Source organism: Catenulispora subtropica (assembly GCF_039531675.1).
GTDB lineage: Bacteria > Actinomycetota > Actinomycetes > Streptomycetales > Catenulisporaceae > Catenulispora > Catenulispora subtropica.
The window spans coordinates 75,628-99,086 of the sequence record NZ_BAAAQM010000006.1; the positions used below are offsets into that span (position 1 = coordinate 75,628).

At 70.3% G+C, this 23,459-nt stretch carries 19 protein-coding genes; 10 read left to right on the forward strand and 9 right to left on the reverse strand.

Features of this window, described 5'->3' with window-relative positions; translation table 11 throughout:
- The first annotated feature begins 60 nt into the window (after positions 1–60).
- From ABD466_RS07685 to ABD466_RS07710, 6 genes are all read left to right on the forward strand, one after another.
- Complete coding sequence (locus ABD466_RS07685; RefSeq protein WP_344656249.1) at positions 61–627, forward strand: TetR/AcrR family transcriptional regulator; 567 nt, start codon at positions 61–63, stop codon at positions 625–627.
- A gap of 134 nt (positions 628–761) precedes the next feature.
- On the forward strand, positions 762–1,199 hold the full coding sequence (locus ABD466_RS07690; RefSeq protein WP_344656250.1) for an ester cyclase: 438 nt from the start codon (positions 762–764) through the stop codon (positions 1,197–1,199).
- A 33-nt stretch (positions 1,200–1,232) separates the two neighbouring features.
- A complete protein-coding gene (locus ABD466_RS07695; protein ID WP_344656251.1) occupies positions 1,233–2,714 on the forward strand; it encodes an MFS transporter in 1,482 nt (493 codons plus the stop codon).
- 38 nt (positions 2,715–2,752) lie between these two features.
- The gene (locus ABD466_RS07700; RefSeq protein WP_344656252.1) at positions 2,753–4,117 is read left to right on the forward strand and encodes a carotenoid oxygenase family protein; all 1,365 of its coding nucleotides are present in this window, start codon (positions 2,753–2,755) and stop codon (positions 4,115–4,117) included.
- Positions 4,118–4,425: 308 nt separating this feature from the next.
- A complete protein-coding gene (locus ABD466_RS07705; RefSeq protein ID WP_344656253.1) occupies positions 4,426–5,934 on the forward strand; it encodes a class I adenylate-forming enzyme family protein in 1,509 nt (502 codons plus the stop codon).
- Between the two features lie 9 nt (positions 5,935–5,943).
- Positions 5,944–6,798: a helix-turn-helix transcriptional regulator gene (locus ABD466_RS07710; RefSeq protein ID WP_344656254.1), complete on the forward strand. Its 855-nt coding sequence runs from the start codon at positions 5,944–5,946 to the stop codon at positions 6,796–6,798.
- 25 nt (positions 6,799–6,823) lie between these two features.
- Here ABD466_RS07710 and ABD466_RS07715 read toward each other — a convergent pair whose 3' ends face one another.
- Positions 6,824–8,590 (reverse strand): amylo-alpha-1,6-glucosidase, encoded by a 1,767-nt coding sequence (locus ABD466_RS07715; RefSeq protein WP_344656255.1) that lies wholly within the window; start codon positions 8,588–8,590, stop codon positions 6,824–6,826.
- A gap of 212 nt (positions 8,591–8,802) precedes the next feature.
- Between ABD466_RS07715 and ABD466_RS07720 the strand changes: the two genes are divergently transcribed.
- The gene (locus ABD466_RS07720; protein ID WP_344656256.1) at positions 8,803–10,464 is read left to right on the forward strand and encodes an FAD-dependent monooxygenase; all 1,662 of its coding nucleotides are present in this window, start codon (positions 8,803–8,805) and stop codon (positions 10,462–10,464) included.
- Between the two features lie 22 nt (positions 10,465–10,486).
- Here the strand turns inward: ABD466_RS07720 and ABD466_RS07725 are convergent, their stop codons facing one another.
- From ABD466_RS07725 to ABD466_RS07755, 7 genes are all read right to left on the reverse strand, one after another.
- Positions 10,487–13,279, reverse strand: coding sequence for an AfsR/SARP family transcriptional regulator (locus ABD466_RS07725; protein ID WP_344656257.1), 2,793 nt, complete (start codon positions 13,277–13,279; stop codon positions 10,487–10,489).
- Positions 13,280–13,368: 89 nt separating this feature from the next.
- A complete protein-coding gene (gene lepB, locus ABD466_RS07730; RefSeq protein WP_344656258.1) occupies positions 13,369–13,794 on the reverse strand; it encodes a signal peptidase I in 426 nt (141 codons plus the stop codon).
- Positions 13,791–15,746 (reverse strand): ABC transporter ATP-binding protein, encoded by a 1,956-nt coding sequence (locus ABD466_RS07735; RefSeq protein WP_344656259.1) that lies wholly within the window; start codon positions 15,744–15,746, stop codon positions 13,791–13,793. The genes lepB and ABD466_RS07735 overlap by 4 nt, the downstream gene beginning before the upstream one ends.
- Positions 15,743–16,303, reverse strand: a complete 561-nt coding sequence (locus tag ABD466_RS07740; protein ID WP_344656260.1) for a TlpA family protein disulfide reductase — start codon at positions 16,301–16,303, stop codon at positions 15,743–15,745. Before ABD466_RS07740 ends, ABD466_RS07735 begins: the two co-directional genes overlap by 4 nt.
- Before the next feature lie 20 nt (positions 16,304–16,323).
- Positions 16,324–16,845: a MauE/DoxX family redox-associated membrane protein gene (locus ABD466_RS07745; RefSeq protein ID WP_344656261.1), complete on the reverse strand. Its 522-nt coding sequence runs from the start codon at positions 16,843–16,845 to the stop codon at positions 16,324–16,326.
- A gap of 134 nt (positions 16,846–16,979) precedes the next feature.
- Positions 16,980–17,183, reverse strand: coding sequence for a hypothetical protein (locus ABD466_RS07750; RefSeq protein ID WP_344656262.1), 204 nt, complete (start codon positions 17,181–17,183; stop codon positions 16,980–16,982).
- Between the two features lie 139 nt (positions 17,184–17,322).
- On the reverse strand, positions 17,323–18,333 hold the full coding sequence (locus ABD466_RS07755; protein WP_344656263.1) for an AfsR/SARP family transcriptional regulator: 1,011 nt from the start codon (positions 18,331–18,333) through the stop codon (positions 17,323–17,325).
- A gap of 245 nt (positions 18,334–18,578) precedes the next feature.
- Between ABD466_RS07755 and ABD466_RS07760 the strand changes: the two genes are divergently transcribed.
- The gene (locus ABD466_RS07760) at positions 18,579–21,323 is read left to right on the forward strand and encodes a SpoIIE family protein phosphatase (protein WP_344656264.1); all 2,745 of its coding nucleotides are present in this window, start codon (positions 18,579–18,581) and stop codon (positions 21,321–21,323) included.
- Between the two features lie 173 nt (positions 21,324–21,496).
- Positions 21,497–21,913, forward strand: coding sequence for a DUF1622 domain-containing protein (locus tag ABD466_RS07765; RefSeq protein WP_344656265.1), 417 nt, complete (start codon positions 21,497–21,499; stop codon positions 21,911–21,913).
- Between the two features lie 104 nt (positions 21,914–22,017).
- Here ABD466_RS07765 and ABD466_RS07770 read toward each other — a convergent pair whose 3' ends face one another.
- The gene (locus ABD466_RS07770) at positions 22,018–22,338 is read right to left on the reverse strand and encodes an EthD family reductase (RefSeq protein WP_344656266.1); all 321 of its coding nucleotides are present in this window, start codon (positions 22,336–22,338) and stop codon (positions 22,018–22,020) included.
- A 193-nt stretch (positions 22,339–22,531) separates the two neighbouring features.
- Here ABD466_RS07770 and ABD466_RS07775 point away from each other — a divergent pair, with 193 nt between their 5' ends.
- A complete protein-coding gene (locus ABD466_RS07775) occupies positions 22,532–23,428 on the forward strand; it encodes an AraC family transcriptional regulator (RefSeq protein ID WP_344656267.1) in 897 nt (298 codons plus the stop codon).
- The last annotated feature ends 31 nt before the right edge of the window (positions 23,429–23,459 follow it).

Consider the following 23,459-nt stretch of genomic DNA (forward strand, 5'->3'; position numbering starts at 1 on the left):
GTGTGTCCCCCGCCTCAGCGGTGAGTTGACACGCGAAAGTGTGAGTGGTTTATTACTCACATGAGCACGGAACGCACTCGCCACCTCTCCACCGCCGAGGAACGTCGCGAAACGGTGCTGCGCACCGCCATCGGCGCGTTCGCCGCGCGAGGGTACTGGGGCACCACCACGACCGAGGTGGCGAAAGCGGCGGGCATCTCGCAGGCCTACGTCTACCGGCTCTTCCCCAGTAAGGAGTCTCTGTTCGTGGCCGTGGTCGAGCATTGCTTCGTCCAGGTGCGCGGCAGTCTCGAGCGCGGCGCGGCCGAGGCGACGGGCAGCTCGCCGGAGGCGGTGCTCAGGTCCATGGGGGACGCCTATGCCCGGCTGATCGTCGACAACGATCTCATGTTGATCCAGCTGCATGCCCAGGCGGCGGCCGTTTCGGAGCCCGCCGTCCGCGAGGCGGTCCAGAAGGGCTACGCCCGAGTCGTGGAGTACGTGCGCGGCGCCTCGGGCGGTTCCGAGGACGAGATCCAGCAGTTCTTCGCCATGGGGATGTTGTGTCATCTCATCGCCTCCATCGGAGCCGACGAGGTGGACGCGCCGTGGTCGCGGACCCTGGCGGCGGGCGTCAGGCACTACTGAACAGGCCCGAGAGGGCCGATGCACCTAGGACTTTCGGCGGGCCGGCCGGCTCGCGCTTTCATCGGGCCTCAGTGTGAGTGGTCAACCACTCATACTGGCGGCTGGAAGACCACTTTTCACGAAGGAGAACCACGATGTCCGCATCCGACAACGCCGAGCTCGCCGAGCCGTGGAAGGACCTGTGGAACAACGACCTGTCCCAGACCGACAGAATCATCGCGCCGGACTTCCTGGCGCACGCCGCCCCCATCACCGGCTCCGGCGACGACACCGTGCACGGACGCGAGGGGCTGAACGGCTGGGTCACCGGTATCCACTCCATCCTGCGCGACCTGACCTTCGAGATCACCGTCGGTCCCATCGCGACCGATGACTACCTCGTGGTCCGCTGGGCGGCAGAGGGCACGTATGCCGGCGGCTTCCCGGGCGCGCCGGAGGACGCCGTCGGCAACCGCGTCCGTTTCACCGGCACCGACACCCTGCTCGTCCGGGACGGAATGCTCGCCGAGTACTGGGCCAACGCCGACAGCCTGCTGTTCGTGCAGCAGCTCGGCGTCCGTGAGCTGTCCTGAGAAGTGCTGAGCGACAGCGCTGAGGAGCCCGACGTGGACCTGAACTCCCTACGCCTCGCGGGCGGTGATCTGCTCGGCGAGACCTGGGACCCGGCACCCGCCGAAAAGGCGGGTCCGGCAGCGCGACCGGGTCCCGCGCTCGCCGTCCTGGCCGCGGCGCAGTTCATGGTGATGCTGGCGACGTCGATCGTGAACGTGGCCCTCCCCCAGATCCGGGCCGGCATCGGGCTCTCCGACACCGGGACCACGTGGGTCGTCAACTCCTACGGACTGGCGTTCGGCGCATTACTGCTGGCCGGCGGGCGGGCGTCCGACCTGCTGGGACGCCGTCGAGTCCTGCGGATCGGGCTGGCCGTGTTCGGTGCGGCGGCCCTCGCGGCCGGCGTCGCGACGTCGTCCACCGTGCTGATCGCCGCGCGCACGGTGCAGGGACTGGGCGCCGCGGCCATCGCCCCGGCGGCGCTGGCCCTGGTCATGGACCTGTTCCCGCCGGGTCCCGGCCGCGGGCGCGCGCTGGGCGTTTGGGGAGCCGTGTCCGGGGCCGGCGGCGCCGCCGGGGTCCTGTTGGGCGGGGTGCTGACCCAGACGCTGGGCTGGCGGTGGATCTTCCACACCGTCGCGATCGGGACGGCGCTGGTCCTGGCCGCCCTGTCAGCTCGCACGCTCGGGCTGACCGCCGACAGATCCGGGACAGGACGCTTCGACCTTGGCGGCGCGGTCAGCGTCACGCTGGCCCTGACCGCGCTGGTCTGGGCTCTGACCACGGCGCGCCACACCGGATGGGAAGACCGGCAGGTCACACTCGCCTTCGCGGCTGCCTCCGTCCTACTCGTCATCTTCGTTCTCATCGAACGCCGCCACCCGGACCCGCTGATGCCGCCGCGCCTGTTCGGCACCGGCCAGGTCGCCGCCGGCAACGTGCTCATGGCCCTGCTGGGCTCCGTGTGGATCGCGTTGTTCTTCTTCCTGCCGCTCTACCAGCAGCAGGTCCTCGGCGAGAGCCCGCTGGCCGCCGGCCTCGGACAGCTCCCACTGGCGGGGTGCGTCATGCTCGGCTCAGCGGTGGCGCCGCGCCTGGCCGTCCGGATCGGCGCGAGGGCGACAGCGGTCGCGGCGCTGCTGGTCTTGTCCTGCGGAATGCTGTGGCTTGCCTTCCTCAGTGCCCACGGCAGTTTCCCCGCGGACGTCCTGGGTCCCAGCATCCTGATCGGCCTGGGCCTGAGCACCGCGTTCGTGCAGCTCACCGGGTTCTCTGTGGAGGGCGTGCCAGGTCCGGACGCGGGGCTGGCCGGCGGGCTCGTCAACACCACCCGGCAGGTCGGCGGCGCCGTCGGCCTGGCCGTGCTGACCACCCTGGCCGGCTCGGCGACGGCCCGAGCGACGACCCACCACACCCGCGCCGAAGCCCTCACCTCCGGCTACCGCACCGCTTTCGCCATCTCAGCCGCGACCATCGCCGCCACCGCCGTCCTGGCAGCCCTTCTCACCGGGCGTGAAAGCAAGACAGAGGGCTGATGACAACCACCACCGATACCAGAAAAGGGGCTCCCATCATGTCCAGCAAGCCGTACCTGATCGGCCACTACACCCCTGCCGTTGACGAGATCAGCGCCACCGGCCTGACCGTTGAGGGCCTCCTGCCGCCGGAGCTGACCGGGCGGCTGATCCGCAACAGCCACAACCCGAAGGCTGGCATCACTCCGACCCACTGGTTCAAAGGTTCCGGCATGGTCCACGGCATACGGCTGCGCGACGGCCGCGCCGAGTGGTACCGCAACCGCTGGGTCCGCACGCCCGCGCTAGAGGGCGCGCCGTACATCACCGAGCACGGCCCGGACCTCACCGCCAGCACGGCCGGCACCCACGTCATCGAGCATGGCGGCAAGCTGCTGGCGCTGTGCGAGTCCAACTTCCCGTTCGAGCTCACCCCGGACCTGGACACCGTCGGCGCGTATGACTTCAACGGCAAGCTGCGCACCGCCATGACCGCGCATCCGAAGACCGATCCGGCCACCGGTGAACTGCACTTCTTCGGATCCTCTCCCTTCCCGCCCTTCCTGACTTACCACGTCGCGAGCCCCGAGGGAGAGATCGAATACAGCATCGACATACCCGGCGCCACCGCCTCGCTGAAGCACGACTTCGCCATCACCCGAGACTATGTGGTCTTCATCGAGGGCAACGTCACCTTCGACCCGTCCGAGCACTCCGGCATCCCCTACTCATGGAGTGATGTGCAGCCCGCACGTATCGGCATCATGCCGCGCGGCCGGGACGGTGCCACGGCCATCCGCTGGTTCCCCATCGAGCCCGGCAACATGCTGCACACCAGCAACGCCTTCCAGGACGCCCAAGGCCGCGTCATTCTGGAGGGGCCGACGGTCGACCGCGAAGGCTTCACCCTGTCGTGGAACTGGTGGATCGGCGCCCCCGAGCGCGGCACGGAGCCCAACACCCGCTCCTTCACCCGTCGCTGGACCGTCGACCTCGCGGCCGGCACCGTCGACGAGCGCATCGTCGACGACCTGGCGGTGGAGTTCCCCACCTTGAACGAAGCCTTCCTCGGCGCGGAGAACCGCTACGGCTACGCCGTGTCCTTCCCAGACCAGAACGGTTTCGGCGGCTACGGAATCGTCAAGTACGACCGCACGACCGGCGCGCGCCGTATCCACCAAGCCGGCGACGCACGACTGCCCAGCGAGGCCGTGTTCGTCCCGGCTGCCGGCGCGCTCAACGAGGACGACGGCTACCTGCTGTCGGTCGTCTCGGATCTGAAGCAGGACGCGTCCAGGCTGCTCGTCCTCGATGCCTCCGATCTGAAGCAAGTCGCCGCAGTCGTCCTGCCGCGGCGGGTGACGGGCGGCATCCACGGATCCTGGATCCCGGATACCGCGCTGGACCTGTCCGAAGAAGGGTGACAGGACTACGGCGTAGCGATCACCGGTGGCCGGTCAGAGGAGGACGGCCGGCGACCGGAGGACCTGAATCTGCTTCGAAGACGCTGCAGCCCGAGGGCTCCTGGTTCTCGGGCTGCAAGCCAGGCGCGCGGGGGACGCCCTACGCGCTGCGAGAAGGCGCGTGAGAAAGCGGGCAGGTTCGCGTATCCGAGCTCGGAGGCTGTCTGCGCGGCGGAGCCGTGATGACCGGTTCCACCCCTCCATCTGGGGGTGTTGCCCCGGTCACGCGCGGTGCTTGACTCAGGTCCCACCTGAGGAGGATGACGATCATGAGCAGGCCCGCGGACATCCTGCCGTCGACGGCGCGCCGATTCGGCGATCGCGTCGCACTGGTCACCGACGACGCCCGATTCACCTACCGCGAGTTGGAGAACCTCTCAGCGAGGGTCGCCGGAGCGCTCGCTGAGCGCGGTGCGCAGCCTGGAACAGTCGTCTCGATCTTCTCGCCCAACCGTTGGGAGTGGCTGGTCGCCTATCACGGGGCCCTCCGTGCCGGCTGCGTGGTGAACCCGATCAACGGCATGCTGACGGCTGAAGAAGTCGGATACGTCCTGAACGACTGCGGGGCGCGGTTCGTCTTCACGACCGCGGACAAGGTCGAGGCCGTACGCGACGTGGCGACGCCCATCGTCTTCGGTGAAGCGAATGTGGTGGACGGCGCTCTCAGCTTTCAGGACCTGCTGGACCACGATGCCGAGGCGCCGGTATTCGTTCCGGCCGCCGTCACGGAACTCTGTGTGATCGCCTATACCTCCGGCACCACCGGTCATCCCAAGGGCGCCATGCAGTCCCACCGCGCGATCCACCTCAACCATGCCTACACGGCCACGATGCACGTCCGCGTCAAGGAAGACGTGCTCGTCACCGCCCTTCCCATGCCGCACGTCTACGGCAACTGCGCCGTCCACGCCACCTGGCTCGCCGGCGGCACCGCCGTCGTCATGGACCGTTTCGACGCCGCGCGCGCCCTGGAGCTCATCGAGCAGCATCGGGCGACCATCTTCGAGGGCGTCCCCGCGATGTTCTCCATGATGCTGGCCCACGAGGGCATCGCCTCCCGCGACCTCTCCTCGATCACGCGCTGCACGGTCGGCGGGCAGACCATGCCGGTCGCCAAGATCGACGAATGGGAGCAGCGCAGCGGGGCTCCCCTGCTGGAGGTGTGGGGCATGACGGAGTTGGCCGGTTTCGGCACGACACACTCGCTGTTCGCCCCGAACGTGCATGGGTCCATCGGCATCGCCTTCCCCGGAACCGAGATACGGGTGTCCGATCCTGATGAGCCGGACCGGCGGCTCGCACCGGGCGAGGCCGGCGAGCTGATGATCCGTGGTCCGCTGGTCATGCTCGGGTACTTCGGCAATGAGCAGGCCACCAGGGAGGCGATCGACGGGGACGGCTGGATGCGGACCGGCGACGTCGCCTACGCCACGGACGACGGGCACTACTTCGTCGTGGACCGTCGCAAGGACCTGATCATCACCGGCGGCTACAACGTGTACCCCGCGGAGATCGAGCGGGTGGTGGCCGCGCATCCGGCGGTCGCCATGGTCGCCGTCGGCGGGGTCCCGGACGCGGTCAAGGGCGAACTGGCACGCGCCTGTGTCGTCCTGAGGCCCGGGCACACCGTCACCGGCCAGGAGATCATCGAGTACTGCCGAGGACACCTCGCGCCCTACAAGCTCCCGCGCATCGTGTTGTTCGTCGACGACCTGCCGAAGACCTCGTCGGGAAAAATCATGCGCCGCGAGCTCCTCAAGCTCTGGCCGGCCGCATAGGCTCCGGCCATGAGCGGGTCTCCGGACGGGTACCTCGACGTCATCGGGCAGCCTGATCGCGCTGCCGCCCTCCAGCGATGCACCGAACTGCTGGCGGGCACGCCTTGTTTCTCGATCGCGTGGACCGCGCAGCCGTCCGGTCCGGATCGGCTGGTCGTGCGCCAGACGAGCGGTGTGCGGACCGGTCTCATGCGCGATCTCTCCGTACCGGCCGGACGGGGTCTGACAGGGAAGGTGTTCAGTAGTACGCAGGCCGACTGGGTCGACGACTACTTCACCGCTACTTCGATCACCCACGATTTCGACCGCGAGATGACCGGGGAAGGCGTGCGCAGGCTGCTCGCCGTGCCGATCACGGCGGGCGGCAGAACCTTCGGGGTGCTGGCCGCCGGTTCTCGGGACGACGGTGCGTTCGGGGACATCGCGGTCGCCGAGGCGACCGCCGCGGCGCGGGCCGCGGCGGTGGCGCTGGAGATCGTCGAGCGGATGGAGCTGCGGATCGCCGGCTTGCTGGAGACCCTCGGGGCGAATCTGGCCTCGATATCGCTGGGCGCCCACAGCCTGGCAGAGGATCCGGGGGTCGGCACTCGCATACGCTCCCACCTCGGCCGGATCGCCGACCAGGCGGATGCGGCCACGGGTACGCTGCGGACGTTTCGCTGTACCGCACCACCGCTGCTCACTCGCCGCGAACAGGAAGTGCTGCGGCGTGCGGCGGCAGGCGAGACCAATCCGGAAATCGCCTACGCCCTGGTCATCTCCCGCAACACCGTCAAGGACTACCTGCAGCAGGCCATGCACAAACTCGGCGCACGCAATCGTGCTCAGGCCGCCGTCAGGGCTCGTGAGCTCGGCCTGCTGTGATGCCGGCCATCGTGGTGGCCCCGGGTCAGCCCCGGCCGCTCGCTTGCGGTGACAGGGTCCAGAAGACGCTGGCGGACCAGCTGTAGCCGGGATCGCGGAGGGCTTTGCCGGTGGTGGCCTCGTAGTTCTCGGCGAACCCGGAGTCGCGACAGGTGCGCAGGAAGGCCGCGGACAACGCTTGGGCCAGCTCGTGCTCTTCGCAAGCGGCCAGGCCGACGGCGACGAGGAGGGTGGTGGGTGCCCAGATCGGGCCGCGCCAGTAGCCGTCGGGCTCGTAATGAGGGCTGGTCGGACTCTCGCTGGCCAGGCCGAAACCGGTGAGCAGGCCGCTGGCGCGGAGTCCGGTCACGAGGCGTCGGCGGACAGGCGGAGGCAGGCGTGGGCCGAGGATCAGCGGCAGGTACGCGAACTGGTCCAGGCCGGGTGGGGTCGCGGCGGCGGCGCCGGCGTGGAGGATGCGGAAACGGTCGCCGTCCCACAGCCGGTCCAGAAGAGCGGCGAGCATGGTGTCGGCTTGACGCTGCCAGGAGGCGGCGGTGACGGTGTCACCGAGGCGCGTGGCGACCTCGGCGAGAGTGTCCATCTGCACGATCAGGAACGCGGCCAGGTCCGGTGCCGCGGCGGGGAAGCCGATCGCGTCGAAGGCGGTGGTGTTGTCCTGGCCGCTGTCACAGCCGTCCAGGTACTCGCACAGCCCGTCACCGTCGTCGTCGCGGAAGTCGAGCCAGAACCGTGTCCAGGCCGCCAGTTTCGGATATGCCTCGGCCAGCTGCGTGTCGGTGACGACGTCGAGCTTCATCAGGGCCGCGAGGGTCCAGCCGTGGATCGGCGGCTTGACGAACCCCCAGATCCGGCCGTTGTCGTGGACGACGTCCGGCAGCGCGCCGCTGGGATGCTGGTGGTCGAAGGGCAGCATGAACTGATCCCATGCCAGCTCCGGATGGGAACGGGCCAGACCCAGTGCGTTGAAGCAGTGGTCCCAGCTCCACACCGCGTTCATCCAGTTCTTCGACATCAGCATCGCCGGGCGGGCGAGGATGCCACGGGGATCCACGAGACACGACCATTGCACGTAGGCGGCCAGACCCGCGGCTCGCCGCAGATCCGGGGAAACGGCGGGGAACTCTGCCGCCCAGGCGTTGAACTCGGCGGTGACCTCGGCGACGCACTCGTCGAAGTCCCTACGGGCCGCGGGCGCCCGGTACGCGGACTCGTACTGTGTCAGCGCGAACTCGAAACGGCCCTGACCGTCCGGCATGACGGTGACCGTGTTCGGCCCGATCCCGCTGCCGCGGTCACCACGGACCTTCGGGCCGGTCACGGCCATCGTCCCGCGCAGGCATGCGACGACGTAGTGTGCGTCCTCGCTCATCTGCAATCGCCATGCGCCCGGTGCCTGCGGCACCACTATCGAGCGCCGGTCACCGACCTCGGTCAGGCGTAGACAGGTGCCGCTCCCCCGGACCCGCAGCGTCTGCGGTCCGTCGAACACCGCCTCCACCGTTCCGTCCCCGACGGACAGCCGCATCAGCGCGGGGGTCACCGCATCGACGCCGATCGCGCCGCCGGACAGCGCGTCGAAGCGGAACACCCCGCTCCACCGCCCCCGGCGGCTGCCGGACACGTCCCACACGTACAAACCCGGCTCGACGCCGCCAGCCGGGACATCCGGCCGCTGCGTCAGGGTGGACAAGGCGACGAACGACCCACGCCGACTCCACGGCACCGCACCGACGTCGATCAGTGGGGGGAAGGAGGGGTCGTCCACCAAACTTTGAACGTTCAAATCCATGCCTCGCCTTCTTGCCGATCAGCCTTCGGAGACGTCGGCGAGATTAGCGCCTGTCGCTGGGAGGACGAAAGGTGGGAGGAGCCGCGGAGTGCTGTGTCGCTGCACCGAATGCAGTAACGCCGTCCCGGCGCGGCCTTCCGGTCCCCGGCCCGTGGGTGGCCGGGACCCCGGGCCTGTGCTGCCGTGGAAAGACCCGGCAGGAGGTGGGTTCCGTGGTGGACGTCGACGTGGTGGTGGTCGGGGCGGGTCCGGTCGGGCTGACCGCGGCGATAGAACTCGCGCGGCGCGGCGTGCGGTGCCGTGTCATCGACCAGTTGGCCGAACCGATGACGTACGCCAAAGCTGTCGGCGTCCAGCCCCGGACGCTCGAGGTCTGGGACGCGATGGGGATCGTGCGCGAAGCTCTGGACGCGGCCGAACCCATGCTCGGGCAACAGGTATACGTGAACGGCCGCATGGTTTCGAACGTGACGCTCACCCTGCCTGCCGACGTGCCCTACGGTTTCGCGGCGCTGCCCCAGTACGAGGTCGAGCGGATCCTGACCCAGCGGCTGACCGGGCTGGGCGTCCCCATCGAGCGGGATGCACGGCTCGTGGCGTTCGAGCAGGACGCCGAGCACGTCGAGGCAGTCGTGGCGCACGGCAGCGGAGCAGCCGACGAGCAGATCAGGACGCGGTATCTGGTCGGCTGCGACGGAGCGCACAGCACAGTGCGCAAGGGGCTCGGCCTGACTTTCGAGGGTGACGCGTTCCCCGAGTCCTACATGATCGGAGATGTGGAGCTGGACTGGACACTGCCGCGGGGGTACGCGATCCGGTCGATGCACCAGACCGACGGGGAGACGGACGACCTGCTGGTGTGCGTTCCGCTTCCGGGGCACAAGCGGTATCGCATCTCGATGCAAGTACCGGCGACCCCTGACGGCGCCGACGCCGCGGCCGGGAACGAGCCCGCGGACGGCATCCGGCACGGCATGCAGCAGGGCCGGGCGCCGGAGCTGGCCGATCTGCAGGACGTGCTCGACCGGCTCTCGCCGGAGCCGGTCACGGCTGACCATCTACGGTGGTCGTCGGTGTTCCGGATCAGCCACCGCTTGGTCGACCACTACGGCAGAGGCCGAGTGTTCATCGCCGGCGACGCGGCGCACATCCATCCGCCCACCGGCGGCCAGGGAATGAACACCGGCATCCAGGACGCCTACAACCTGGCGTGGAAGCTGGCGCTGGCGGTCGAGGGCCATGCCGCCGAAGGCCTCCTCGACAGTTACGAGGCCGAACGGCTGCCGGTGGCCGAGGAAGTCGTCGGGCGGACGGTGCGGCATGCGAGGTCCGGGATCGAAGCCGACCCGGACGATCCGGCGACGATCGTCAAGCGGGAGGCGCAGCTCTTGGTCGGGTACCCGGACAGCCCGATCGTCGGGCCCTGGGATACTCCGCCATCCGATGCCGGCGGGCTATCAGCTCAGCCGGGTAGCCGGGCACCGGACTGTCGGGAGCTGCACAGCGCGATCGCCACTTATCCGTTGCGGCTGTTCGATCTGCTGCGGGGAACAGGCCACACGCTGCTGCTCTACGCGGATGGGGCCGCAGCCTCAGCGGCGAGTATCTTCCCGCAGCTAGCCGCACTCGCGGAGGAGCGGACAGACGGACAGCTGGACGCGTACGCCATCGTTCCCGACGGGGTCGAACCGGTCGGTGACGGAGTGATGCCTCCGGTCGTGCGGGACAGTGCCGGGCAGTTCCGGGCCGCGTATGGGGCGACGGGGATGGAGGCTGTTCTCATTCGGCCTGATGGGTATGTCGGAACCCGGGTCCCGCTGCCCGAGGATGGTGCTGTGCTCGACTATCTGAATCGCATCTTCGCCGCCGCGTGACGCCACGAGCAGCCGGATCGGATCAAAGGTCGGCCCGGGGCAGATCCAGCATGTCCCGGATGGCCTCCCCGTCCGGCGCGCCGACATCGTCGAACATGACCATGGCCTCGGTCCACGCTTCGCGGGCCGCGTCCGGACGGCCCGCCGCCTGGTGTGTCTGGGCGATCCGGGTCAGCACCCTGGCCTGGTGGCGCACGTCGCCGAGGCCGCGGAACAGCCCCAGGGCACGGTCGTAGGCGTCGAGGGCCTCGGCATGGCGGCCGAGGTGGAAGGAGGCCAGGCCCACGGTGTCGTGGGCATGGGCTTGGCCGTTCCGGTCGCCGAGGCGGCGGTGCAGGCCGATCGCCTCGGCGGCCAGGGCCAGGGCCTCTTCGTGCTCGTCGCAGTGCGTGAGGCTCCAGGCGACCATGGAGGTCGTGAGGGCGATGTCGGGTTCCCAGCCTCGGGCGTGCGCCAGGTCGAGGGCTCGGCGAGCGTGCGCGGCGGCGTCGGTGTGCCGCTCCAGGATGTGGTGCAGCTGTCCCATGTTGGCTTCGGACAGCCAGGCGCCCCTCAGGTCGCCCAGGTCCCGGTACAGAGCCGCGGACAGTTCGAGGTGTTTCAGGGCCGCGTCGAGGTCGCGGATCTGCAGCAGGTAGGCACCGGCGTCGTTGTGGGTTCTGGCCCGCGCGGCCGGGTCGCCGGTGCGGTCGGCGGCCTCGGCGGCGGCGACCTGCAGTTCGGCCAATGTCGTCCAGTCGCCCCGGCGGAACAGGTAGGTGGTGAGCATCCAGGGCAGCAGATGTGCGTACTCGTCGTCGCCGGCTCGCGCCGCCAGGGCGATCACGGCGGGCAGGACGTGGCGCTCGGCATCGAACCAGCTCCAGGCCTCCGGTTCGCCGTCTATGGACTCCGGACGACTGCCGGGCACGGCCTCGGGCAGGCCCAGCGGCTCGCGGGTCGGCTGCAGGACCCGGTCGGCGGCGATGCCCGAGCGGAGATAGTGGTCGTAGACCCGGCGGCGGGCGGCATCCCGGGCCTCCGGCGGGTCCTCGCAGGCCGCTTCTCCGGCGTAGGCGCGGATCAGGGCGTGGAACTGGAACCGCTCGGCATGGCGGGACAGCAGGCTGGCGCCCACGAGCTCGTCGAGAACGGTCTCGACGTCGTCGTCGGCGAGGGCGGCGGCCGCGGACCGCGACAGGTCGGGGCCGGGATGGACGTCGAGTAGGCGGAACAAGGACGCCGCACGGTCACTCAAGCGCTGGTAGGAGACGTCGAACACGGCACGCAGACTGGCGTCGTCCGCGTCGAGCGCGGTGAGCACGGCGCGGCGGTCGCGCAGCCGCTCGCTCAGCGACGACCAGCGCAGGCCCGGGTCGAGCTGCAGCCGGGCCGCGGCGATGGTGAGTGCCAGCGGCAGGCCGTCGCACGCCTCGGCGAGCGCGGCGGCGGCGGCCTCGTCGGCCGCTTCCGGGATCCCGGCCCGACGAGCCAACAGTTCCAGGGACAGGGATCTCCCCAGCTTCCCGAGCACGACCGGGCGCGCGCCGTCCGCGGCGACCAGGCCGGCCAGCCGGTTCCGGCTCGTCACCACGACCTGGCTCGCCGCGGTCCCGGGGATGAGCGGTCTGACCTGGGCCGCTTCCCAGGCGTTGTCCAGCACCACCAGCAGCCGCCGGTCCGCCACGACCGTCCGGTACAGCGCCGTCCGCGCACCGGGGTCCGCCGGGACCGCCGCGGAGGCGACCCCCAGCGACTCCAGCAGGAGCGCACAGGCGTCGTGCGCGGTCAACGGCCGGCTGTGCGGGTCGAATCCCCGCAGATCGACGAACAGCTGGCCGTCCGGGTAGCGGGCCGCGACCCGGTGGGCCCACTGCACGGCTAGCGCCGTCTTCCCCATTCCGGCCATCCCGGAGACGACCAGCACCTGGCCGTCCTCCGCGGCGGCGTCCATCGTCGCGAGCTCGTCGGCGCGGCCGGTGAAGTGCCGCGCCGCGGGCGGTAGCTGGCGTGGTTCCAAAGCCGGTACGCGAATCCGGGACGGTGCGGGTGATGGTGCCGGTGCCGGTGCCGGTTTCGGTTCCGGCCGCCCGGCCGCCGAGGCCGCCAGCACGGAGTGGTGCACGCGTACGAGATCCGGGCCCGGATCGAGGCCCAGGCTGTCCCGCAGCGCCACGCGCGCTCTGTGGTACACGGAGAGCGCCTCGGCACGCCTGCCCTGCTCGCTCAGCACTGTCATCAGGCGTTCGTAGAAGCGCTCCCGCAGCGGCTCCTCCTCGGTGAGCCGTGTCAAGACGCTGATAGCCGCTTCCGTCCGCCCCAACCGCAGGTCCGCTTCGACCGTCAGCTCGGTCAGCCGGACCCGTAGGGCGTCCAGAACGGTGGCATCCTCGCGGTGCAGCCGTGGAACCGGCACGTCCTGGTAGGGAATCCCCCGCCACAGCCCGAGCCCGGCGCCGGCCAGCTCACCGACGGCCGGCCAGTCGCCGTTCTCCGCAGCCAGACGGGCCCGCGTCTCGAGATCCGCGGCCTGAGTGCAGTCGTACTCGTCGACGGCGATGTCGACAAGGTATCCCGGCGGCTGGGTACGGATCCGCTCTCCGAGATCGGGCCCCAGGACACGGCGCAGGCGTGACACATACGTGGCCAGCGTGGTGCGCGCGCTGTCGGGATCCTGGCCGTCCCACAAGGTCTCGACCAGTTCGTCCCGTGAGACGACCTTGTTGGCGCGCGACAGCAGAATCGCCAGTACGCCGCGCTGCAATGCCGCGGGCACCGTGATCTGGTGGGAGCCCTCCGAGCGGACGACCAGCGGCCCGAGCACGCCGATGTACACGGACCCGGACGGTATCAGATCTCATATGTCTAAGTGATCTCGGCGAGTTCGGGCCGTGACGTCGCGAAGGCGCAGGTGGGCGCGCGGAGTCAGAGCTTGCGCACCACCACCCCCACGACGCGGTCCACGGGCAGGGCACCCCACTGCTTGGAGTCCTCGCTGGCGGGGTGGTCGCCCAGCACCATCACTTCGCCGGACGCGACCACGGCTCCGTCGGGCAGACCCCGCCTGGCGCGCACCGCGTCCGGGATCGTTTCACCGCCGGTGGCGACGACCCGCTTGATGAACCAGCCGTCGTCGCCGGGCCGTTCCACGACCACCACGTCGCCGTTGCGCGCCGCCGTCCGCGCACGGCGGGAGACCAGGACCCGATCGCCGTCCAAGAGCGCGGGGCTCATGCTCATCCCTTCGACGGTGATCGTCACGAATCCGCGGCGCGTCCGCACCAGCACCACCGCGGCCGTCGCGACGAAGGCGAGAACCAAGACACCCACCGCGACCAGAGTCACGTTCATGCCATCGCCTCTTGGTAGCCGGCCGCCTGCACCATGAACAAGCGGGCGTAGTCGCCTCCCGCGGCCATCAGCTCGTCATGGGTGCCGCGCTCGACGACGCGGCCCTGGGCCAGCACGATGATGAGGTCCGCCTGCCGTATGGCGCTGAGCCGGTGCGAAATCAGGATGCTGGTGGTGCCGCGGCGGTGCTCGCGCAGGCGCTCGTGCACCGCCTGTTCGGCCTCGGCGTCCAGGCCGGAACTGGGCTCGTCCAGGATGAGCAGGTCACGCTCCCGGCGCATGAGGGCACGGGCCAGCGCGACCCGCTGCCACTGTCCGCCCGAGAGACGGACACCGGTGGCCGGGTCGTCGGGATCGCTGCCGGCGAAGAAGACCCGGGACAGCAGTGTGTCGTATCCCCGCGGCAGGCTGGCGAGCTTGTCATGGATCTCCGCGCGGTCGGCGGCGGCCTGAACACGGCCCCGATCGCCGAGATGGGCCAGATCGCCCAGAGCGATGTTCTCGGCGGCGGTGAGGTCGTATTCCATGTAGTCCTGGAACACGGCCGCCATCCGGTCGCGCAGGTCGGCGACCGCCACGTCGCGGATGTCGGTGCCGTCCCAGGCGATGGCGCCGCGGGTCGGGTCGTAGAACCGGCACAGCAGCTTCACCAGCGTCGTCTTGCCTGCGCCGTTGACCCCGACGACCGCGACGCAGGCGCCTCGCGGGATGTCCAGGTCGACCCCTCGGAGCACCCATGGATCATCCGGGGAGTACCGGAACCACACGTCGCGCAGCGATATCCGGTCGGTCAGGGGCGCCAGGACCACGGGGTGCTCGGGCTGCGGCAGGTCCGGCGGCGCCTGCACGACCGCGAGGTAGTGTCCGAACACCAGGGCCGCCTGGTAGGCGTCGGCGCTGCCGCTGACGGTGGCGCCGAGCGCGGACTGGACCCCGGCGACGGCGGCGATGAACACCGACACGTCCCCCAGGGTGATGTGACCGGCGGCCGCGGAGTGCACGGCCCAGATGAGCCCGGCGGCGCTCAGCGCGGCACCGGCCACAGCAAGCGGCCCCTGGGTGATCAGGAGCCTGCGATCGACCTCCCGTTCGGCCCGGTTCACCACGTCCAGTTCGTCGAGCATCCGACCGCGCAGGAACGCGCCGAGACCGAACAGCCGCACCTCCTGCGCGGCGTGCTGATCCGTCATGAGCATCTGGTAGAACATCTTGCGCCGACCGGCCGAGCTGCTGCGCCACAGCATCGCAGCCCTGCGCTTGCTGTTCGCCAGCTGGGCGAACAGGGAGGGCACCGCGGCGGTCAGCACGGCCGCGGCCAGGAGAGGGTTCAGCAGGAACAGGGTCCCGATCAGGCCGGCGACCGTGATCGAGCCCTGGACCACCTGGAACGTCGCCGCCAGCGTCTGGCCCGGAGCCGACGCGCCCGCCTGCTGCGCCAGGCGCAGGCGGTCCAGGAACGCCGGGTCCTCCATGCGGGCCAGGCCGGCGAAGCCGTTCACCGCGCCGAACATACGGTCCTGGACCAGGGTGGAGACGGCACGCTGCAGTTGGGCTTGGACATACCGCGACACCTGGGGCAGCGCTGCGGTGGCGAGCCCGGCCGCGCCGAGTGCGACGGCCAGAGCGACCGGAGTGCCGGAATGCCGGCGGGCCGGCGAGACCAAGGCGTCGAGCAGCAGCTTGGTCAGCCACGCCGCGGCCGTCGGCAGCATGCCGGCCAGCACCGTCACCGCCAGATAGCCGGTCGCCGTCAGCGGTCGGGCCCGCCAGGCCAAGGCCAGCGCGGTGGCGCCGCGGCGCACCAGGGCCCGGAAGCCGACACGCTCGCCGCCATCCGGTCCGACGGCCGGGCGGGTGGGTGTCGGCGGGGCAGGTGCCGACGGGGCCGGGGCCGACGAGGCTCCTGGTGGCCGATGGGGCCGGGCCCCGCCGAACGGGCCGTCGGGACTCACGCGGCCACTGTCCGCGACACGTCGGTGAGGGCCAGCCCGGATGCCTCGACCGTGCCGTCGGGACCCGCGAGGACGTAAGTGGGTGAGAACCGGAAGGCGAACGCCGACGACACCGGGCCGGCGGGCGGCTCGACGACGACCCGGCTCACTTCCGCCATCGCCACGAGCGACGCGGCGACCGCGCCGCCGTCGCCGATCACCACCGACACCACCTGTTCCGGTCCGAGACCGCTCTCCCGCACGAAGGCGATGTACTCGGACATCCGCTGCCAACAAGGCTTGCAGGCCACTGAGAAGAACGCGTACAAAACGCGCTCGCCGGCCAGGTCTGTCCGGCTCACGGCGGAGCCGTCGGTGGCTGAGGCGGAGAACTCCGGGATCGCGTCGCCGACGAGCAGCGGCGGGCGCGGCTGAAGGGATGCCGGACCCGGCAGCGCTTGCTCGGATTCCGGGGAGTGGGAGGACTCGTGAAGGCGCCGGATCACCGCCATGGTGAGGATGAGGTTGAGCACCGCCAACGCGCCGATGAGGACCAGAGCGGAGATGACGAAAGGCATGGGCGTTTCCTTATAGCGAATCAGAGCGAGAACGCGCTTGCCAGCTCGTCCGTGAACCGAACCAGGAGCACCACGACGGCGCCCGCGCAGAACGCGACGATGACGCCGCCGGCTTCCGCGTGCGCGCGTACGGCGTCGGACGCCGCGAGCGTCCCGAGGACACCGAACCCGGCTACGGCGACCAGCAACACGTCACGGACGATGTGCCGGATCCCGACCGGAGCGGCTGACACCCCGAAGCAGGGGCACGGCACGTTCAATCCCCGGTACACCGCCTGCGTGACCGCCGCGGTCAGGACGACCAGCAGTCCGGCGGCGAGAAGGAACCCGGGCAGGACGGTGGCGGGGAAGGCGAGTAGCGCGGCCGTCGTGAGCTCGACAGCCAGGACACCGTAGGCGGCGAACCGAGTGAAGCGGTCTGGCATGAGCTGGAAGCCCGCGATGGCTGAGGCGAAGGCACTCGGCGCCCGTAGTTTCTCGCCTGCGGACAGCAGGAAGACTCCCGCCAGGACGCAGCGACACGCGACAATGAGGTACACCATGGCATGTCCTTGGTTGTCAGAGCGGTCTCCGCCCCCGGCATGTGCCGCCGGGGGCGGAGATCTCAGAGGGTGGTGCTAGCAAGGGAGCTGCGCAGCCCGACCGAAGCGGGTCCGTCCCTCAGCCCCTGCGTGGGTTACCAGCAGGTGCCGGCGTAGTTCCAGCTGCTGCAGTAGTAGCTGCAGTTGCCGCTGTAGCAACACTGCTGCGAGTACAGGTTTCCCGAGTCGTCGCAGCTGTAGTAGGTCTGGCAAGAGGGCGAGCAGCCGCCCTTGGCCGTGGCCTTCGTGGCCACGCCGGCCAGCATGCGGTCGCCGATCTTCTTCACAGCACGTGTCATGGTGTTCACCTCCATTAGGAAAGGGAATGCTCGGGGATCCGAGCCGGACTCAAGATCCGTACTCAATGAGTATTCTCGGCGCCGATGCGAACTCGCTGTGATCGCGCTGTGAAGCCGCTGCGGAGCCTCCGAACGCGGATCATCCGGTGAGAGCGTGGCAGCCCGGAAGAGTCGCCAGCAGTTCCCCCATCTCGGACGGCCCGCGGAGCAGAAGCTCGTGGATCTTGCTGACCCGCACGCCCGGACTCATCCCGTACTCGTCGCGTAGGTGCTGTCGCAAGGCCCGGTAGGTCCCCAACGCCTCGGCATGGCGATCGGTCGCGTGCAGCGCGATCATCAGCTGCGCGACCAGCCGCTCGCGCCCCGGATGCCGCGCCCGCTGTCTCGTCAGCTCGGGGATCACCCGCTCATAGCGTCCCGACCGCAGATCGGCGTCGAAGCAGTTCTCCCACGCGGTCATCCGCATCTCTTCCAGGGCCAGCGCCTCGATCTGGAACGCATGCGGCCGCAAGCCGTCGAAGGCCGGCCCCCGCCACAGACCCAGTGCCCGCTGCCAGCACTCTGTGGCGGAGTCGCGTTCGCCCCGCTCGACGGCATCCGAGGCTTGCAGCATCAGGGCCCGGAAACACTCCGCGTCGACGCGCTCCGGCTCGACGCACAGGACATAGCCCGAAGGATCGGTGGCGAGCACAAGCGCGTCACCACCCGCGGCTGCGACCCGCTTGCGCACCGAGGAGACAAGCCCATGCACCCGGGTCCGCGCGCCCGACGGCGGCGGACCGTCCCAGAGCATGTCGGCCAGGCGCTCCGTGGAGACGACGGTTCCCGGCGCACAGGCCAAGGCCGCTAGCAGGCTTCGCTCCAAGTAGGAAAGAGCCACGTCCGTGGCTCCCTCGCCACTTCTCACAGCGATCTTGACGGTTCCCAACAACGCAATGTCGATGACCACGGCGCCAGCTTGCCCGGACACGCTATCGCCGCGACTTCTCCGCGATGGCGCGAATGTGCGACGAAATGCCTCGACCGGGTCGGGCGGATCCTCCTGCCCGCCAGCCCGTCGGAATGCGCCACCTGCTCGTCCGGCAGCGGCTATGGCGACGCCGCCATGCTGTGCGCCGTCGCGGACGGCGGCTTGGACGTCGGGAGCCACACGACCCCGGCTCGCTTCCTCGGCGGCCCGGACGAGAGCTCGGCCGGATCCTTGAACCGCCGGGGCTCCTGCGACCGCGCCCCACGCCTCCGGGAAAACTGCTCGGCGGCCCCGCTGAGCAGGGCATCGGCGCGGCGCCTGTGCTGCTCCACCGGTGACTCGTCGACCTGGGCTGTTGTTCCGAGGGGCGAGACAACGAGGGCGAACTGATGGAATAATCCAGGCATAGTGATAGAAATAACAACATGGTCGAGCATGTCGACCGGGCGCGGACCGCATCCAGAAAGCCACTCGTCGTGAGAAACCGACGGAGCGTGGCTACTCAGGTATTCGCTCTGGAACTCGTGGTCGTGGTGCTGCTCGTGTTCGGGGCGATCCTGGCGCAGGTCGTGGAGTCCAGGCGGAGCAGCGACTCCGAGGCGAAGAACAGGTCGATCGCCGTCGCCCAGTCCTTCGCGCATTCCCCCGGACTGCTCGCCGCGCTCAAGTCGCCCGATCCCTCAGCGATCCTGCAGCCGATCACCGAGGCGACCCGCCAGGTGGCCGGTGTCGACTTCATCGTCGTCATGAACGACCAGGGGATCCGCTACACGCATCCGATCCCGAGCAAGATCGGGCAGCGGTTCGTCGGCACCATCGGCCCGTCGCTGCACGGGCAGGTCTACACCGAGAGCGTGCACGGCCCGCTGGGGCACGAGGTCCAGGCGACCGTCCCGGTGACCGCGCCGGACGGGTCGATCCCCGCCCTGGTGTCGGCCGGGCTGAAGGTCAAGAACGTCACCGCCGCCGGCAACCGGCAGCTGCCGCTGATCCTCGGCACGGGTGCCGCCGCCGTCACGGTCGCCACCGTGGGCACCGCGCTGATCGCCCGCCGGGTGAAGCGCCAGACCCGGGGCATGGACCCGGGTGAGCTGGCCCGGATGTACGAGCACCACAACGCCGTCCTGCACGCGGTCCGCGAGGGCGTGGTCATCGTCGGGGAGGACGGGCGGCTGCTGCTGGCCAACGACGAGGCGCGCAACCTGCTGGGCCTGCCCGCGCAGGCCGAGGGCCGGTACCTGGGCGACATCGAGGGGCTCACCCCCGAGACCACCGGCCTGCTGCTGTCGGGGCAGGCGGTCACCGACGAGCTGCTGCACGTCGGCAGCCGGCTCGTCGCGGTCAACCAGCGGCCGACCGACCCGCACGGCCCCGACATGGGCACGGTCGCGACCATCCGGGACTCCACGGAGCTGCTCGCCCTCTCCGGCAAGGCCGAGGTGGCCGGCCAGCGCCTGGCCCTGCTGTACGAGGCCGGCGTCGGCATCGGGACCACGCTCGACGTCGAGCGCACCGCCCAGGAGCTGGCCCGGATCGCGGTGCCGGGCTTCGCGGACTTCGTCACCGTCGACCTGGCCGACCCGGTGCTGCAGGGCGACGAGCCCACCGGCGGCGCCGTCAACCTGCGGCGCACCGCCGTCCACGGCATCCGCGAGGAGCACCCGTTCTACCCGGTCGGCAAGCTGACCGCCTTCATCCCGTCCTCGCCGATGGCCCGCGGCTTCGACAGCGGCCGTTCGCAGGTCGTGCCCGACCTGGAGACCGCGTACGGCTGGCAGGCGCAGGATCCGGAGCGGACCCGGCGGATCATGGACCACGGCTTCCACAGCCTGATCACCACCCCGCTCGACGCCCGCGGCATCATCCTGGGCGTCGTCAACTTCTGGCGGTCGCGCAAGCCCGCGCCGTTCGACGACGACGACCGCTCGCTGGCCGAGGAGCTGGTCGCGCGGGCCGCCGTGAGCATCGACAACGCCCGCCGGTACACCCGCGAACACGCCATGGCCGTGACCCTGCAGCGCAGCCTGCTGCCGCGCGCCCTGCCCGACCAGAACGCCCTGGAGGTCGCGCACCGCTACCTGCCCGCGCAGTCCGGCGTGAGCGGCGACTGGTTCGACGTGATCCCGCTGCCCGGCAGCCGGGTCGCCCTGGTCGTGGGCGACGTGGTTGGCCACGGGCTGCACGCCGCGGCCACCATGGGCCGGCTGCGCACCGCCGTCCACAACTTCTCCGCCCTCGACGTGCCGCCCGACGAGCTGCTCGGCTACCTCGACGAGCTGGTCAACCGGATCGACCAGGAGGAGGCCGAGAGCGGGACCGGGTTCGGCGTCACGGGCGCCACCTGCCTGTACGCGATCTATGACCCGACCACCCGGCTGTGCACCGTCGCGACCGCCGGCCACCCTCCGCCCGCGCTGGTCGAGCCCGGAGGCAAGGTCTCCTTCCCGGACCTGCCGACCGGACCGCCGCTCGGCGCGAGCGGGATGCCCTACGAGACGGCCGAGTTCGAACTGGCCGAGGGCACCCAGATCGTGCTCTACACCGACGGCCTGATCGAGGAGCGCACCCGGGACTTCGACGTCGGCATGGAGCTGCTGCGCGCGGCGCTGGCGCAGGGCGACCGGGAGCCGGAGGAGAACTGCCGGGCCGTGCTGGACGCGCTGCTGCCGGAGCGCCCGCAGGACGACGTGGCGCTGCTGATCGCCCGGACCAGGGTGCTCGGCCCCGACCGGGTGGCCGAGCGCGACGTGCCCGCCGACCCGGCCGCCGTCGCCGACGTCCGGGCGTGGAGCGCGGCGACGCTGGACGAGTGGGGCCTGGGCGAGCTGTCCTTCGCCACCGAGCTCGTCCTGAGCGAGCTGGCCACCAACGCGATCCGCTACGGCTCGGAGCCGGTGCGGGTCCGGCTGCTGCGCGACCGCAGCCTGATCATGGAGGTCTCCGACGGCAGCAACACCTCGCCGCACCTGACGTACGCTGCGAGCACCGACGAGGGCGGCCGCGGGCTGTTCCTGGTCGCCCAGCTCACCGAGCGCTGGGGCACCCGCTACACGTCGCACGGCAAGATCATCTGGGCCGAACAGCCCCTCCCGGACCCCGTCCGCACCGTGACCCCGCCGCAACGCCGCGAGATCGAGGTCCCGCAGGCCGTGCCGCTGCCATCGCCGTGAGGCCGTGGCGCCGTGAGGCCGCGGCGTGGAGTCGCGGCGCCGTGAGCGAGGCCCTTCAAGGAGAGCGCTGAGGCGGCGACAGCGGGCACCCCGCCGGTCGGAGTCCCGGTTGCAGGCGGCACACCGCCCGCCGACGATGGACGCATGCACGATGACCTGGCGCCGGACGTGCCATGACCTTCACCGAGTTCATGGAACACCTCGCCCAGGGCTTCGAGCTCGCCGGAGCGGCCGTCCTCGCCGTGGGGCTCGTGGCGGGCCTGGTACTCGCCGCCGTGACGTGGCGGCGCACCTCGGACGGCGGCCGGGCGTATCGCCTCCTGCGGGGCTTCTTCGGCGGTGCGCTGCTGCTGAGCTTGGAAATCCTGGTCGCCGCGGACCTTCTCAGGACGGTGGCCGTCACGCCCACCCTCGAAGGGGTGGGCGTGCTCGGAATCATCGTGCTGATCCGTACCTTCCTCAGCTTCTCGCTGGAGATCGAGATCGAGGGCGTCGTCCCGTGGCGCCGTGCCCTGACCAGCGGTGCGACTGTCGCCCGCCGGTCGATGGCCCAGGCGGGACCGGGCGACGATCACGGTGATCCACCGTAGGGCCGTGACTCCAGTGAGCCAGGCTACTTGCTCAGGTCGGGTCGGCTTCCCAGGCCGATGTCTCCTCGGCCTGGGAACGACGGCGGCAGCCTTGCCGTGTCCGGCTAGGCGTCCTCGAGGATCTCCGCGAACGCGATCACCACGCCGCCGGTGGCGTGCTGCTTCGTGGCGCCGACGAGCGGACCCGCCTCCGCCGCGGCGGCGCTGGCCGCCGCGTAGTCGGCGAAGTACAGGTCCAGCAGGCGGTATGCCGGAGTCGGGGAGCCGTCCTCCTTGGGCCAGACCTTCGAGGACTGGAGGCGGATCAGGCCGGGCAGCTTGCGCGCGAGGTCGAGCTGCTCGGGGTAGGCCGCTTCGAACGCCTCCGGGTCGGCCGGGTTGGAGTAGACGAAGCTGATCTTGGTGGGGTTGCCTTGCTCGGCCATGGACGACCTCCTGGTTGGTTAGTCTCGGTGGGCACACGTGAGCGGATCAGGACCCGGATGGTTTCGAGCAGCTGGACCGCAGCGGCGGAAATCCGCCTGTGACCTGGCCTGGCTCACTGTTCGTCGATCGTATGCAGAGGGATGGGCAGCGACCATGACCGCTCCGCCGGAGAATCTTGCCGATCGTCCAGCGGTGCCGGATGAATCGCTCCGGCCGCCGCCCGAGGGCGAGTCGCACGACCTGCTTTCGGAGTTGCTGCGGAGCGTCCGGCTGAACGGGGACCGGATCGTCGCGTACGCACCGCCACCGGGGGCCGCGGTCGACTTCAAGGACGTGGGCTGCCTGCACATCGTCGAAGCGGGTGACATCGCGCTGCGGATCGACGGCGACCCCCACATCGAGCGCGTCGGCCGCGGCGATTTCGTCCTGCTCCCCCGCGGCGATCCGCACTGCGTCCGCGACGTGGGCGGGACCGAACCGGCACGCTGGCTCTGCGGGACGTTCACGATCGGCGACCCGCGGGCGAGTCATCTGCTCGGGGGCCTCCCGGCCGTGATCATCCTGCGCAGCGGCGGCGGCTCGGCCCTGGAAGGGCTCGAGATCGCCCGCAGGATGGCCGTGCTGGAGATGCGGTCGCCTTCCCAGGGCTCCGCGGTGATGGTGGCCCGCATCCTCGACCTGATCTTCATCCAGATCATGCGCGCCTGGGCGGCCGGCGCGGACGCCGAACCGAACTGGCTGGCCGGCGGGTTCGACCCGCAGATCGGCCTGGCCTTGAGCGCCATCCACCGGGATCCGGGCCGCGACTGGACGGTCGAGGAACTGGCCCGGGAGTCCCGCCTGTCCCGATCGGCCTTCGCCGCGCGGTTCGTCGAGCGTGTCGGGAAGCCGCCGGCCACCTACCTCGCGCACGTCCGCCTCGACGCGGCCACCCGCCTGCTGCGCGACGGTCTTCTTCCGGTCGCGCAGATCGCGGAGAGCGTCGGCTACGCGTCGGAGGCGGCCTTCAGCCGCGCGTTCAAGAACCGCTACGGCACGCCGCCGACGCGCTGGCGTCGTGACCAGGGCGGTCGTCGATCCGGCGGTTAGGCTGAAAGGAGGACCCTGAGACCTCTCAGGT

Coding starts and splice junctions, on each gene's coding strand:
- ABD466_RS07760 (WP_344656264.1), top strand. CDS start 18,579: ATGGTCGAGCATGTCGACCGGGCGCGGACCGCATCCAGAAAGCCACTC.
- ABD466_RS07700 (WP_344656252.1), top strand. CDS start 2,753: ATGTCCAGCAAGCCGTACCTGATCGGCCACTACACCCCTGCCGTTGAC.
- ABD466_RS07765 (WP_344656265.1), top strand. CDS start 21,497: ATGACCTTCACCGAGTTCATGGAACACCTCGCCCAGGGCTTCGAGCTC.
- ABD466_RS07750 (WP_344656262.1), bottom strand. CDS start 17,183: ATGACACGTGCTGTGAAGAAGATCGGCGACCGCATGCTGGCCGGCGTG.
- ABD466_RS07745 (WP_344656261.1), bottom strand. CDS start 16,845: ATGGTGTACCTCATTGTCGCGTGTCGCTGCGTCCTGGCGGGAGTCTTC.
- ABD466_RS07705 (WP_344656253.1), top strand. CDS start 4,426: ATGAGCAGGCCCGCGGACATCCTGCCGTCGACGGCGCGCCGATTCGGC.
- ABD466_RS07740 (WP_344656260.1), bottom strand. CDS start 16,303: ATGCCTTTCGTCATCTCCGCTCTGGTCCTCATCGGCGCGTTGGCGGTG.
- ABD466_RS07685 (WP_344656249.1), top strand. CDS start 61: ATGAGCACGGAACGCACTCGCCACCTCTCCACCGCCGAGGAACGTCGC.
- lepB (WP_344656258.1), bottom strand. CDS start 13,794: ATGAACGTGACTCTGGTCGCGGTGGGTGTCTTGGTTCTCGCCTTCGTC.
- ABD466_RS07710 (WP_344656254.1), top strand. CDS start 5,944: ATGAGCGGGTCTCCGGACGGGTACCTCGACGTCATCGGGCAGCCTGAT.
- ABD466_RS07770 (WP_344656266.1), bottom strand. CDS start 22,338: ATGGCCGAGCAAGGCAACCCCACCAAGATCAGCTTCGTCTACTCCAAC.
- ABD466_RS07690 (WP_344656250.1), top strand. CDS start 762: ATGTCCGCATCCGACAACGCCGAGCTCGCCGAGCCGTGGAAGGACCTG.
- ABD466_RS07715 (WP_344656255.1), bottom strand. CDS start 8,590: ATGGATTTGAACGTTCAAAGTTTGGTGGACGACCCCTCCTTCCCCCCA.